This window comes from Streptomyces sp. NPDC002324, from assembly GCF_053593335.1.
This window is the reverse complement of the sequence record NZ_JBSFCF010000064.1, coordinates 1-12,523: the sequence shown is the minus strand read 5'-3', so window position 1 is coordinate 12,523 and position 12,523 is coordinate 1. Positions and strand designations below refer to the sequence as shown.

Here is a 12,523-nt window from a genome sequence, read left to right as displayed (position 1 = left end):
GCCCGGTGGCTCAGGACTCGTTACGTCCGTGGACGGATTCGACCGCCAGGATCGACACGACGGTGCCGCACTCGGCCCGTATCTGGAACTACTGGCTGGGCGGCAAGGACAACTACCCCGTCGACCACGCGGCGGGCGACGCCTTCCGCGCAGTGTTCCCCGGCATCACCGACCTGGCCCGCGACTCCCGGGCCTTCCTCGGGCGCGCGGTCACCCATCTCGCCGCCGAGGCGGGCATCCGGCAGTTCCTGGACATCGGCACCGGTCTGCCGACCGCCGACAACACGCACGAGATCGCCCAGCGGGTCGCGCCGGACGCGCGCATCGTCTACGTGGACAACGACCCGCTGGTCCTGACCCACGCGCGGGCGCTGCTCACCAGCACCCCCGAGGGGGCGACCGACTACGTCGACGCCGATCTGCACGACCCGAGGACCGTCCTGCGGGAGGCGGCCAGGACCCTGGACCTCTCCCAGCCGGTCGGGCTGACGATGATGCAGGTCAGCGGGCACATAGCCGACTACGACGAGGCGCGGTCCGTCATCGGTGCCCTGATGGCCGCCCTGCCGCCCGGGAGCTACCTCGCGTTCAACGACAGCGTGGACACCCACGAGGCCAACGCCGAGGCCACCCGCGGCTACAACGAGAGCGGCGCGGCCCCCTACCATCTGCGCGGCCCGGCCGAACTCGCCGGTTTCTTCGAGGGTCTGGAGCTGCTGCCACCGGGGGTGGTGCCGCTGAACGACTGGCGGCCGGACCCCACGGTGTCCGGCGGATCCGGCGAGGTCATCGCGGTGGGCGGGGTCGCGCGCAAGCCATGAGGGCCGCGTGCACGACGTGAGGAGCCGCGCGCGAGCCGTGCGGCCCGCGCGCGGCGGCAGCGGTCCTCAGACGGCCTTGTGACGCCCCTCCCAGTACGGCTCGCGCAACCTCCGTTTGTAGAGCTTGCCGTTGGGGTCGCGGGGCATCGCCTTGGTGAAGTCGACGCTCTTCGGGCGCTTGTACCCGGCGAGCCGACGGGCGCAGTGGGCGAGGATCTCCTCGGCGAGCCCCGGCCCCGGTGTGAATCCGGGGGCGGGCTCCACCACGGCCTTGACCTCCTCGCCCCAGTCGTCGTGCGGGATGCCGAAAGCGGCGGCGTCGGCGACGCCGGGGTGGGTGAGCAGGGCGGACTCGATCTCGGCGGGGTAGATGTTGACGCCGCCGGAGATGATGAGATCGATCTTGCGGTCACGGAGGAAGAGATAGCCGTCCTCGTCGATGAGTCCGAGGTCGCCCACGGTGAAGAAGTCACCGATGCGGTTCTTGCGCGTCTTGCCCTCGTCCTTGTGGTACGAGAAGCCGCCGGTGCTCATCTTCATGTAGACGGTGCCGAGTTCACCGGGCGGCAGCCGGTTGCCGTCGTCGTCGAAGACGGCGAGTTCGCTGATGGGCCAGGCCCTGCCGACCGTGCCGGGCTTCTTCAGCCAGTCCTCGGCGGTGGCGAAGGCGCCCCCGCCCTCGCTGGCCGCGTAGTACTCCTCCACACACTCGCCCCACCACTCGATCATGGCCCGCTTCACATGGTCCGGGCAGGGCGCGGCCCCGTGGATGGCGTGCCGCATGGACGACACGTCGTAGCGGGCACGCACCTGCTCGGGGAGGGCGAGCAGGCGGTGGAACTGGGTGGGCACCATGTGGGTGTGGGTGCAGCGGTGGGCGTCGATGACACGGAGCATCTCCTCGGGCGTCCACTTGTCCATCAGCACCAGCCGGTGCCCGATGTGCAGGGAGGCTCCGGCGAACTGCAGGACGGCCGTGTGGTAGAGCGGCGAGCAGACCAGGTGGACGTTGTCGTCGAAGGGCCTGATGCCGAAGATGCCGAGGAAGCCGCCGAGGTAGGACTCCTCGGGGAGCTTGCCGGGCAGCGGGCGGCGGATGCCGCGTGGGCGGCCGGTGGTGCCGGAGGTGTAGTTCATGACCCAGCCGAGGGTGCGCTCCTCGGGCGCCGACTCGGGCTGTCCGTCCAGGAGTTCGGCGTACGGGCGGAAGCCCTCGGCCGTACCGACCGTGTAGCGGTGGCTCGCGGGGAGCTTCGCCTCGTCGGCGGCACCCCGGGCCGCGTCGGCGAACCGCTCGTGCGCGATGAGCACCTTGGCGCCCGAGTCGGAGACGATCCAGGCGATCTCGGGGCCCATCAGATGGTGGTTGACGGGGACGAGGTAGAAGCCGGCCTGGGTGGCGGCGAGGTAGGCGGTGAAGAACTCGACACCGTTGGGCAGGACGACGGCGAAGGCGTCACCGCGCTCCAGCCCGGCCGCCCGCAGTCCGTGCACCAGGCGGTTGGTCTCGGCGTGCAGACGTCCGGCGGTCCACTCCTGCCCGTCGGGGGCGATGAGCACCGCACGGTCGGGGTCGGCGGCGGCCTGCGCCCAGAAGCCCTGAGGGGGCTGGGCGTTCGGGGCTCCGCCCTGCGCGGACCGGGGTTGGGGGACGCGGTCCTGGGAGGGGTCCTGGGCAGGGCGGTCCTGGGAGGGTCGGTCCTGGGGGGCTCGGCTCACTGTCCCTCGCTCCTTCCGGCGATCCGGTTGATGCGCTCCACGGCCAGCTCGAACCCCCGGGTGAGGTCGTCGAAGACGGCCTGGACGCTGCGTTCGCTGTTCATACGGCCGACGATCTGCCCGACCGGCGTACCGAGCAGCGGCTCCACCTCGTACTTCTGGATGCGGGAGACCGCCTCGGCGACGAGCAGTCCCTGGAGGGGCATGGGGAGGGTGCCGGGTCCGGTGGGGTCGTCCCAGGCGTCGGTCCACTCGGTACGGAGCTGGCGCGCGGGTTTGCCGGTGAGGGCGCGGGAGCGGACGGTGTCGCCGGAGCCGGCTGCGAGGAGCTTCTCGATCAGCCGGGGCGAGGGCAGTTCGGCCTCGGTGGTGGTCAGCCACAGCGAACCGAGCCAGACCCCCTGGGCGCCGAGCGCGAGGGCTGCGGCCACCTGCTGTCCGCTGCCGATACCGCCGGCGGCGAGGACGGGCAAAGGGGCCACGGCGTCGACCACTTCGGGGGTGAGGACCATGGAGGCGATCTCGCCGGTGTGGCCGCCGGCCTCGTAGCCCTGGGCCACGACGATGTCGATGCCCGCCTCGGCGTGCTTGCGGGCGTGGCGGGCGCTGCCGGCGAGCGCGGCGACCAGGACGTCCTGTTCGTGGGCGCGGTCGATGACGTCGGCGGGCGGGGAGCCGAGGGCGTTGGCCAGCAGCTTGATCGGGTAGTCGAAGGCGACGTCGAGCTGACTGCGCGCGACCTGCTCCATCCAGCCGGTGATGCGCCAGCCGGAGGCCTCGCCCTCGGCCAGCTCGGGCACGCCGTACTTGGCGAGGGTCTCCTGGACGAACTGCCGGTGCGAGTCGGGGATCATGGCCTCGACGTCGGCCTCCGTCACCCCCTCGACCTTCCTGGCCGGCATGACGACGTCCAGTCCGTACGGCATGCCGTCCACATGGGCCTCGATCCAGTCGAGGTCGCGCTTGAGATCGTCGGGGGCCGTGTAGCGGACCGCGCCCAGCACCCCGAAGCCGCCTGCCCGGCTGATGGCCGCCGCGACCGCGGGGAACGGCGTGAAGCCGAAGACGGCGTACTGGACTCCGAGTGTGTTGCTCAGCTCCGTCTGCATGGTGCGCAGGATGCCGTAGTCCCCCGGACGAGGGAAGGGTTTTTCTGATGCACCGTCAGATTTTGTTGGTGTCGTGTGCGGGGGCGGCTCGCTGATCCGTGGGTGGCCGACGGGTGCCTGTTCCGTGGGGGCCGGGCGCGCTGCTCCTCGCGCCCTTGGGGGGTGGGTGCTTGACTGGGTTTCATGAGTGAAGCTGTGGGGGGCTCGGGGTCCGGGATGAGTCGGCGGCAGCTCGGTCGGCGGGTGTTGGCGGTGGGTGGGGGGCTCGCCGCGCTGCCCTTTCCCGCCGGGGCGGTCGCCTCCGCCTCCGCCTCCGGAGGTCGTCGTCCGACGCTGCGCCACGGTTCTCCCGAGCGGGCCGGGCTCCTCCCCGAACACCTGGATCGGCTCGTCACCGATGCCGAGACGTTCCTCGGGCCCTCGCCCAAGCACCCTTGGTACGCGGGCGCCGTCCTGCTCGCCGGGCGGGGCGGAACCGTCGCCCTGCACCGGGCGATCGGCATGGCGGTGCGGTACTCGGCGTACGACGAGAAGACGGACACGGGGGTGGAGTTCCCCGCGGACGAGCGGATTCCGATGACGCGGGACACCGTCTTCGATCTGGCCTCCGTGTCGAAGCTGTTCACGTCGATCCTCGCGGTGCAGCAGATCGAGCGGGGCGTGCTGGAGCTGGAAGGCAGGGTCGCCACGTACCTGCCGGAGTTCGGCGCGGCGGGCAAACAGGACATCACCCTGCGGCAACTGCTCACCCACACCTCGGGTTTCCGGCCCTGGCTCCCGCTCTACAAGGAGCCGACGCACGAGGGGAAGCTCCGGCTCCTCTGGAACGAGGCGCCGCTGAACCCGCCGGGCACGACATATCTGTACTCGGACCTGAATCTGATCTCGCTGCAGCTCGTCCTGGAGGAGATCACCGGTCTCGGTCTGGATCAGCTGCTCCGGAACGAGATCACCGCTCCACTCGGGATGCACCGCACTCGCTTCAATCCGCCGGCCTCCTGGAAACCCGGCATCGCGGCGACCGAGGACGCCCGCCTCCCCTGGTCGGGCCTGGAACGGGGGCTGGTGTGGGGCGAGGTGCACGACGAGAACGCCTTCGGTCTCGGCGGGGTCGCGGGCCATGCCGGTGTCTTCTCCAGTGCCTGGGACCTGGCCGTCCTGGGCCGCACCCTGCTCAACGGCGGTGTGTACGGCAGGGCCCGCATCCTCGAACCCCGGTCGGTGGAGCTGATGTTCACCGACTTCAACACGGAGTTCCCCGGCGACGAACACGGGCTGGGCTTCGAGCTCTACCAGCACTGGTACATGGGCGCGATGGCCACCCCGCGCACAGCGGGACACACCGGCTTCACCGGCACCTCCCTCGTCCTGGACCCGACCACCGACTCCTTCCTCGTGGTCCTCGGCAACTCCGTCCACCCGGTGCGCGGCTGGCGGTCCGGCTCCGCGCCCCGGGTCGCCGCCGCGAACAACCTCGCCCGCGCCGTTCCCGTACGCCCCGCCCGGGGCCGTGCCTCCTGGTTCTCCGGAATGGCGTCCGCCACCACGGCGACCCTCGCGCTCCCGCCGCTCGACACCACCGGAGCCGGGAAAGGCACCGCCACGGCCTCCGCCTCTCCCACGGCCTCCGGGCGGCCCCGCCTGCGGTGCGCCCTGTGGTGGGACACCGAACCCCGGGCCGACGCCCTCTTCCTGGAGACCTCCGCCGACGGCGGTGACACCTGGCTGCCGGTGGCCTTCACGACCGTCCGGGACGCGGACCCGCCGCTGAACCATCCGTCCGGGTCGGTCACCGGCTGGTCGGGCCGGGTGTGGCACCGGGTCACCGCGGAGTTGCCGGGGGCCGCCCGGCTCACCGTGCGCTGGCGGTACACGACCGACCGGCAGTATGTCGGCCGTGGGGTGTACGTCGACGGGCTGCGGGTCGCGGCGGGGGGCAGCACCCTGTTCGACGAGTCGCGGTCGGCGGACGCGGGGCGGATCACGGTGGTGGGCTGGACGGCCGCCGCCGACCACCGGGGCGAACGGGCTGCGACCCTGTGACCGGACCATGCCCGGACGTGCCGGCCGCCGCCGACCAGCGGGGCGAACGGGCGCCGACCCTGTGACCGGACCATGCCCGGACGTGCCGTCTACGGCAGGCGTGGGCCGTCCGCCCCGGACTCCTCCAGGACCGCCATGGCCGCGTTGTGGCCGGGGACCCCGCTCACCCCGCCACCGCGTACGGCACCCGCGCCGCACAGCAGGACGTTGGCGTGGCGGGTCTCCACACCCCAGCGGCCGGTGCCTTCCTGCGTGTGGGGCCAGGCGAGGTCGCGGTGGAAGATGTTGCCGCCGGGGAGGCCGAGGTCACGTTCCAGGTCGAGGGGGGTCCTGGCCTCGATGCACGGGCGGCCGTCGGCGTCGGTGGCCAGACAGTCGGCGAGAGGCTCGGCGAGGTGGGCGTCGAGCTGGGCGAGGGTGGCCTTGAGGAGGTCCTCGCGTACGGCGTCGTTGTCGGCCTCGAACAGCCGCGCGGGCGTGTGCAGGCCGAACAGGGTGAGCGTCTGGTAGCCCTGGTCGACCAGGTCCGGGCCGAGGATGGTCGGATCGGTGAGGGAGTGGCAGTAGATCTCGGAGGGCGGGGCCTCGGGGAGCACGCCGGAGGCGGCCTGGGCGTGGGCGACGGCCAGTTGGTCGTATCCCTCGGCGATGTGGAAGGTCCCGGAGAACGCCTCGCGCGGGTCGACGGACTGGTCGCGGAGCCTCGGAAGCCGCGTGAGCAGCATGTTCACCTTGAGCTGGGCGCCCTCGGCGGGGGTGGGTGGTGCGTCGCCGGTCAGCGCGGCCAGTTCCTGGGGCGAGGCGTTCACCAGGACGTGCCGCGCGGCGACGGTGCCCTCCGTGTCGGCCGTCCGGTAGGTGATCTCGGCGGACCGTCCGTCCGTCGCGATCCGGCGCGCCTCGTGACCGGTGGCGATCACGGCACCCGCCGCGCGCGCGGCCGTGGCCAGCGCGTCCGTGAGCGCGCCCATGCCGCCGACCGGCACGTCCCAGGCTCCCGTACCACCGCCGATCACGTGGTAGAGGAAGCACCGGTTCTGGCGGAGGGAGGGGTCGTGGGCGTCCGCGAAGGTGCCGATGAGCGCGTCGGTGAGGACGACCCCGCGGACGAGGTCGTCGGCGAACCTCGCTTCGACTGCCGCGCCGATCGGCTCCTCGAAGAGGACCCGCCACGCCTCCTCGTCGTCGACGCGGTCGCGCAGGTCCTCCCGGGTGGGCAGCGGTTCGGTGAGCGTCGGGAACACCCGTTCGGCGACGCGGCCCGTCATCGCGTAGAACCGCTGCCACGCCTCGTACTCGCGGCCCGAACCCGTCAGCCGCGCGAACGCCTCGCGGGTGCGGCGCTCTCCGCCGCCGACGAGCAGGCCGGTGGGGTGACCGTCGCGTTCGACGGGGGTGTACGACGAGATCGTGCGGCCGCGGACGCGGAAGTCGAGGTCCAGGTCCCGCACGATCTTCCGGGGCAGCAGGCTGACCAGGTAGGAGTACCGCGACAGCCGGGCGTCGACCCCGGCGAAGGGCCGGGTGGACACGGCGGCTCCGCCGGTGTGGTCCAGCCGTTCCAGCACCAGCACGGAACGCCCGGCGCGGGCCAGGTAGGCGGCGGCGACCAGGCCGTTGTGGCCGCCGCCGACGATCACCGCGTCGTAGGTGTCGTGGGGCCGGGGTCCGGCCGGACGTCCGGGGCGTTCGGGGTGCGCGGGGGTGGCAGGCATGGCTCTTGGTAACACGCGATGATCGAGGTCGGCCAGGGGGGCGGGCCGGCTGGATCAACGCCGCCGGGCGGCGAACCTGGGGCGTACGGGTCGACGGCATCCACCGGGCGACCTCCGTCGAACGCCCCCCACCGGGCGGCCTTCACCGAACGGCCTCCACGACTCGCGCCGGTCCCACGACCGCTTCGGCCCGGTGCGGACGAACAGGTCGGCGCCCCTTGTCCGGGCGGGCGTCGCCGACTTCACAGGGCCTGCCCGGGCGGGCATCGTCGACTTCACAGGGCCTGTCCGATCTCCTCCGCCGCGGACAGCAGCGGCTCGACCAGTTCGGTGAGCCTGGTCCGGGGCGTACGCAGCGACGGAGCCGCCACGGCGATGGCGGCGATGGCGTTGCCCGCGCGGTCGCGGACGCAGGTGCCCACCGCGTGCACACCGCGCTCGCTTTCCTGGAGGTTGCGGGCGTATCCCAGGCGGCGCACAGTCGCCAGGTCGTCGATCAGGTGACGCAGGCCCTCGTCGTCGTGCGACTCGTCACGCGCAATCCCGCGGGGGTAGAGGCCCGTGAGTCGGTCGGGGGGCAGTTCGGCGAGCAGAGCCTTGCCGCCGGACGTGACATGCGCGGGCAGGAGCGTTCCCGTGCGGTAGCCGACGCGCAGGGCCTGCGGGCCTTCGACACCGTCCAGGAACCGGGTGCCGTTTCCTTCCAGGACCATCAGGTGGGTGGTCTCCCGCACCGCGTCGGCCAGCCGTTGAAGGTGCGGATGAGCGACTGTGACCAGGTCCGGATGCGCCACCTGACGTCCCCGGATGACCCTCAGCGCAGGACCGGGCCGATAGATCCTGTGACGGTCCTGCTCGGCGAACCCGTGAAAGACGAGCATGGCCAGGGTCCGGTGGGCCGTCGAGCGCGCGACGCCGAGCCGGTCGGCGACGTCCATCACCCGCAACTCTTCCTGCTCGTGCAGCAGCTGGACCGTGCGCAGGGCGTTGCCGGCCGCGCTGACCGGATAGGAAGGATTCTGCATAGAGGAATCCTAGCTCGCAATGATTCCCCTGAGTGAGACAAGCGCGTACTGTCGCCCCCGAGGACAGAACTGCACACACTTTACGCGGGCGCCATTCACCTTCCCGGCGTCTCACCTGGAGATAGCCCATGACCCGAACCGCCGATGAGCACGTGGAGCAGAAAATGCTCGACGAGCTGTATGCAGATTTCGAGAGCGCGGGGCTCATTCCGCTCTGGACTCAGCGCGACGACCTCATGCCGACGACCCCGCAGCCCGCCGCGGTCCCGCACCTGTGGCGATGGTCGGACCTACTGCCGATCGCCGAACGCTCCGGGCGGCTCGTACCGGTGGGCCGCGGCGGGGAGCGCCGGGCGATGGCCCTGTCGAACCCAGGTCTGCCAGGTCTGCCGTATGCCACCCCGACCCTGTGGACGGCTGTCCAGTACCTGGGTCCGCGCGAGGTGGCACCCTCGCACCGGCACAGCCAGGGCGCCTTCCGCTTCGTGGTCGACGGCGAGGGCGTGTGGACGAACGTGGACGGCGACGCGGTGGCCATGCGGCGCGGTGATCTGCTCCTGACGCCCAGCTGGGCCTTCCACGAACATCAGAATGTCACCGACGAGCCCATGACCTGGATCGACGGGCTCGACATCCCACTCGTGTCACAGCTGGACGCCGGTTTCTTCGAGTTCGGTCCCGATGAACCGTCCACGCGCGAGACTCCGGAGCGCTCGCGCGGCGAACGGCTGTGGGGCCATCCGGGCCTGCGCCCGATCAGCCGACCGGACCGCCCCAACTCCCCTCTCGCCGCCTACCGTTGGAAGCACACCGACGCCGCGCTCAGCGCCCAGCTGGAGTTGGAGACGGAAGGCGTGCCCGGTGTGATCGAGCCGGGTCACGCGGGCGTCCGCTTCTCCAACCCGACCACCGGCAAGGACGCCCTGGTCACCATCCGCACCGAGATGCGCCGGCTGCGTGCGGAAACCCGTACCACCACGGTGCGGTCGACCGGCTCCGCGGTCTGGCAGGTGTTCACCGGCGAGGCTGTCGCCACCATCGGGGACAAGGTCTTCGAGGTCACCAGGGGCGACCTGTTCGTCGTGCCGTCGTGGTGTCCGCTCACCCTCACCGCCCGAAGCGACGTCGACCTGTTCCGTTTCAGCGACGAACCCGTCTACGAGGCGCTCGGCCTCGCCCGCACTCTTCGAGGAGACCAGAAGTGAAGCTCGCCACCATCCGGCTCGACAACACCACCCGCGCCGTCCGCATCGACGACGACACAGCGGTGGACCTGGGCGAGAGCGACCTCGCGGCCTTCCTGAGCCGCCCCGACTGGCGTGCCGTCGCCGACGCGGCCGACGGTGAGCGGTACGGCCTGGACGCCGTGGACTACGCACCGGTGGTCCTCGCCCCCGAGAAGGTCGTGTGTGTCGGCCTCAACTACCGCAATCACATCCAGGAGATGGGCCGCGAGCTGCCCCGGTACCCCACGCTGTTCTCCAAGTACGCGCGAGCGCTGGTCGGGGCGTACGACGACGTGGTGCTGCCGGCCTCCTCCGCGCAGATGGACTGGGAGGCCGAACTCGCCGTCGTCATCGGGACGGAGATCCGGCACGCCGACGCGGAGCGGGCACGCGCCGCGATCGCCGGGTACACGGTGCTCAACGACGTCACCGCCCGGGACTGGCAGTACCGCACACCGCAGTGGCACCAGGGCAAGACCTTCGAGGCCACCACGCCGATCGGCCCCTGGCTGGTGACGGCCGACGATCCCGCCGTCGCGGCCCAGGGCCTGGCTCTGAGCTGCGAGGTGGACGGCGACACCGTTCAGAAGGCGGACACCGGCGACCTCGTCTTCGACCCGGCCACACTCGTCGCCTACCTGTCGGAGATCTTCACCCTCGTCCCCGGCGATGTGATCGCCACCGGCACTCCCGGCGGAGTGGGGCACGCCCGTAAGCCCGCCCGCTACCTCCAGGACGGCTCGGTCCTGGTCACCCGGATCGACGGGCTCGGCGAGTGCCGCAACACCTGCCGCCGGGAGACCCGGTGAGCGGACGCCCGGACACCATGCTCGCGTGGGTGACCGACGGCACGGCCGCCTTCGAGGCCGTGGTCCAGGGGCTGACCGACCCGGACTTCGCACAGCCCTCACAACTGCCGGGCTGGAACCGCGCCGACGTCGTCGCCCATGTGGCCCGCAACGCCGACGCGATCGGCAATCTGCTGGCGTGGGCGCGTACCGGAGTGGTGACTCCCATGTACACCGACGCCGAGCAGCGGGCCAGGGAGATCCAGGCGAGCGCCGCCCAGCCGGTCGTGGACCTGCGCGCGGACCTGCGCGCGGCCCACGAGCGGCTCGCCCGGGCGTTCGACACCCTGCCGGACGATGCCTGGGACGAGGTCGTACGGACGGCACGGGGACGCCGAGTACCTGTCTCCGAGGTGCCTTGGATGCGCCTGCGCGAGGTCTGGGTACACGCTGTCGACCTCGCCGCGGGGACCTCCTTCGCCGCTGTCCCCCGCGCGGTGTGTGCGGCACTCGTCGACGACGTGGCCGGCACCTTCCACGCCCGTAGAGACTTCCCGCCCGTCAAGCTGCAGGCCGGAAGCAGCGGCCGGACCTGGGTTCTGGGCGCGCCCGGCACCACGAGCCCGTCCGTGGTCTGTGGAGACCTGCCCAGCCTGGCGGCCTACGCGACCGGGCGCCCCGCGCCCGGCCCGCTCCGCGGTGCCCGAGGATCCGTACCGAAGCTGCCCGCGTGGCTGTGAAACCGGAGGAAGCACGATGAGAGTTGCGTCCGGAGCGGGGAGTGTAGGCGTTGAGGCGGGTCACCACTACACCTTCCGACCCTGACGCAGGTCAAAGTGCATTCACTTTTCGCCCACCGTACGAGACTGGCATGGCCACACACCGCCACCGAGCCACGATCGCCCCTAAGTGCATCCACCTCACAAGGTTGTGTCGAGCTGGCGAGGAAACCGTCCGCCGCCGGTGGCGATGCCGGACACGCCGTCCAAGGAACAGCCCCGTGGCCGGGTCCTACTCGTCGGTGATCACGACGATGTCGAGTGTTCGCGGTCCGTGCACGCCCTCCACGCGATCCAGCTCGATGTCGCTGGTGGCCGAGGGGCCGGAGATCAGGGTGAGCGGCCGGTGCGGGTGGAGCAGGCTCAACGCCTCGGGTACATCGGCGGCGATCAGGCTCGCCCTGACCACGCAGACATGCTGGTCCGGCAACAGGGTCAGCGCGCGGCGACCCTGTCCGGGTCCGCTGTCGAGGACGACCGTGCCGGTGAGGGCGATCGCCGCGGCGACGGTGGTGAGCACGGCGTCCGCCGAGTCGAGCTGTCGGACCGTCAGCGGTGGGATGTCCTCCAGCCGGGACCAGGGCCCTTCGGGTACCAGGTCCTCAGGGAGCCTCGGGGGCACCACAAGGGACCTCGCTCCGGTGCGTGTCAGCGCGCGGCCCACGGCGGACGCGGCATCGGACGGCGGAACGCGGACGACCGTGGCGCGGTAGTCGGTGGCGCGTTCGATGAACAGCTCGACGACGTCCGGCCCCGCTCGGTGGGAACGCGGATCGTGCGGTACCGGGGCATCGTCGGGGGCCTCGGCACCCGGTACGTCGGCCAGCGCGCTCCGGATGTCGCGCAGTACTGTGTCGCGGCCGTTCATCGGCCCTTCCCTTCCGTCGTCGTACGGCCCGTCGTCGTACGGTCTTCCTTGCTCGTCCGTCGCCACCAGGCGCGCAGGGGCTCGCGGGCCGGCGCCGGGGTGTCACGGGTGGCGGACCAGCGGGCGAACGGGCCGGGCAGGACTCCGATCCGGCCGTCGCGGGCCACCAGCCGGGCGCCGAGGGCGGCGAGCCGTTGGACCGCCGCCAGCCGCCTCGGGGAGGACAGCACCGCACCGGCGGCCTTCATGGCGAGCGCCTCGGGTGTGGGCAGCAGCCGGTCCCGGCGCTTGGCCTCCACGGCCTTGGCCCGCAGATGGACGAGCGCCGCTCGACCGTGTTCCGCTCCTTGTAAAGATCACTGTCGTGGCACGTGGGGCGGCCGCCCTGGCGGCCCTTCTTCTTCCGGTTGGCGGCCTGGTCCTTCTTCTC

11 protein-coding genes and 1 pseudogene are annotated in these 12,523 nt (G+C 71.6%); 5 read left to right on the top strand and 7 right to left on the bottom strand.

What is annotated here, in order from left to right; genetic code table 11:
* Positions 1 to 5: 5 nt before the first annotated feature.
* Complete coding sequence (locus ACWCRJ_RS42605; RefSeq protein ID WP_450944360.1) at positions 6 to 821, top strand: SAM-dependent methyltransferase; 816 nt, start codon at positions 6 to 8, stop codon at positions 819 to 821.
* A 66-nt stretch (positions 822 to 887) separates the two neighbouring features.
* Here ACWCRJ_RS42605 and ACWCRJ_RS42600 read toward each other — a convergent pair whose 3' ends face one another.
* Both ACWCRJ_RS42600 and ACWCRJ_RS42595 read right to left on the bottom strand, forming a co-directional pair.
* On the bottom strand, positions 888 to 2,381 hold the full coding sequence (locus ACWCRJ_RS42600; protein WP_450944375.1) for an acyl-CoA synthetase: 1,494 nt from the start codon (positions 2,379 to 2,381) through the stop codon (positions 888 to 890).
* A 155-nt stretch (positions 2,382 to 2,536) separates the two neighbouring features.
* Positions 2,537 to 3,649: an NAD(P)H-dependent flavin oxidoreductase gene (locus ACWCRJ_RS42595; RefSeq protein WP_450944359.1), complete on the bottom strand. Its 1,113-nt coding sequence runs from the start codon at positions 3,647 to 3,649 to the stop codon at positions 2,537 to 2,539.
* A gap of 183 nt (positions 3,650 to 3,832) precedes the next feature.
* On the opposite strand from ACWCRJ_RS42595, the gene ACWCRJ_RS42590 reads away from it, so the two are divergent.
* The gene (locus tag ACWCRJ_RS42590; protein WP_450944358.1) at positions 3,833 to 5,692 is read left to right on the top strand and encodes a serine hydrolase; all 1,860 of its coding nucleotides are present in this window, start codon (positions 3,833 to 3,835) and stop codon (positions 5,690 to 5,692) included.
* Positions 5,693 to 5,781: 89 nt separating this feature from the next.
* Here the strand turns inward: ACWCRJ_RS42590 and ACWCRJ_RS42585 are convergent, their stop codons facing one another.
* Both ACWCRJ_RS42585 and ACWCRJ_RS42580 read right to left on the bottom strand, forming a co-directional pair.
* Positions 5,782 to 7,407, bottom strand: a complete 1,626-nt coding sequence (locus ACWCRJ_RS42585) for a phytoene desaturase family protein (RefSeq protein ID WP_450944357.1) — start codon at positions 7,405 to 7,407, stop codon at positions 5,782 to 5,784.
* A gap of 275 nt (positions 7,408 to 7,682) precedes the next feature.
* Positions 7,683 to 8,432, bottom strand: coding sequence for an IclR family transcriptional regulator (locus ACWCRJ_RS42580; protein ID WP_450944356.1), 750 nt, complete (start codon positions 8,430 to 8,432; stop codon positions 7,683 to 7,685).
* 128 nt (positions 8,433 to 8,560) lie between these two features.
* Between ACWCRJ_RS42580 and ACWCRJ_RS42575 the strand changes: the two genes are divergently transcribed.
* Genes ACWCRJ_RS42575 through ACWCRJ_RS42565 form a run of 3 tightly spaced genes read left to right on the top strand, consistent with a single transcriptional unit; the run spans position 8,561 to position 11,186 of the window.
* Complete coding sequence (locus ACWCRJ_RS42575; RefSeq protein WP_450944355.1) at positions 8,561 to 9,637, top strand: cupin domain-containing protein; 1,077 nt, start codon at positions 8,561 to 8,563, stop codon at positions 9,635 to 9,637.
* The gene (locus ACWCRJ_RS42570) at positions 9,634 to 10,467 is read left to right on the top strand and encodes a fumarylacetoacetate hydrolase family protein (protein ID WP_450944354.1); all 834 of its coding nucleotides are present in this window, start codon (positions 9,634 to 9,636) and stop codon (positions 10,465 to 10,467) included. The genes ACWCRJ_RS42575 and ACWCRJ_RS42570 overlap by 4 nt, the downstream gene beginning before the upstream one ends.
* On the top strand, positions 10,464 to 11,186 hold the full coding sequence (locus ACWCRJ_RS42565; protein ID WP_450944353.1) for a maleylpyruvate isomerase family mycothiol-dependent enzyme: 723 nt from the start codon (positions 10,464 to 10,466) through the stop codon (positions 11,184 to 11,186). Before ACWCRJ_RS42570 ends, ACWCRJ_RS42565 begins: the two co-directional genes overlap by 4 nt.
* Before the next feature lie 271 nt (positions 11,187 to 11,457).
* On the opposite strand, the gene ACWCRJ_RS42560 is transcribed toward ACWCRJ_RS42565, so the two are convergent.
* From ACWCRJ_RS42560 to ACWCRJ_RS42550, 3 genes and pseudogenes are all read right to left on the bottom strand, one after another.
* Positions 11,458 to 12,093: a LutC/YkgG family protein gene (locus ACWCRJ_RS42560; protein WP_450944352.1), complete on the bottom strand. Its 636-nt coding sequence runs from the start codon at positions 12,091 to 12,093 to the stop codon at positions 11,458 to 11,460.
* Positions 12,090 to 12,392 (bottom strand): lactate utilisation protein LutB domain-containing protein, encoded by a 303-nt coding sequence (locus ACWCRJ_RS42555; RefSeq protein WP_450944351.1) that lies wholly within the window; start codon positions 12,390 to 12,392, stop codon positions 12,090 to 12,092. Before ACWCRJ_RS42555 ends, ACWCRJ_RS42560 begins: the two co-directional genes overlap by 4 nt.
* A gap of 26 nt (positions 12,393 to 12,418) precedes the next feature.
* Positions 12,419 to 12,523, bottom strand: a pseudogene (locus ACWCRJ_RS42550) (IS5/IS1182 family transposase); the annotation flags it as partial.

What these genes read in the sequence shown, in the direction of transcription:
- ACWCRJ_RS42595 (WP_450944359.1), bottom strand. Translation starts at nt 3,649, where the DNA reads ATGCAGACGGAGCTGAGCAACACACTCGGAGTCCAGTACGCCGTCTTC.
- ACWCRJ_RS42590 (WP_450944358.1), top strand. Translation starts at nt 3,833, where the DNA reads ATGAGTGAAGCTGTGGGGGGCTCGGGGTCCGGGATGAGTCGGCGGCAG.
- ACWCRJ_RS42585 (WP_450944357.1), bottom strand. Translation starts at nt 7,407, where the DNA reads ATGCCTGCCACCCCCGCGCACCCCGAACGCCCCGGACGTCCGGCCGGA.
- ACWCRJ_RS42580 (WP_450944356.1), bottom strand. Translation starts at nt 8,432, where the DNA reads ATGCAGAATCCTTCCTATCCGGTCAGCGCGGCCGGCAACGCCCTGCGC.
- ACWCRJ_RS42575 (WP_450944355.1), top strand. Translation starts at nt 8,561, where the DNA reads ATGACCCGAACCGCCGATGAGCACGTGGAGCAGAAAATGCTCGACGAG.
- ACWCRJ_RS42560 (WP_450944352.1), bottom strand. Translation starts at nt 12,093, where the DNA reads ATGAACGGCCGCGACACAGTACTGCGCGACATCCGGAGCGCGCTGGCC.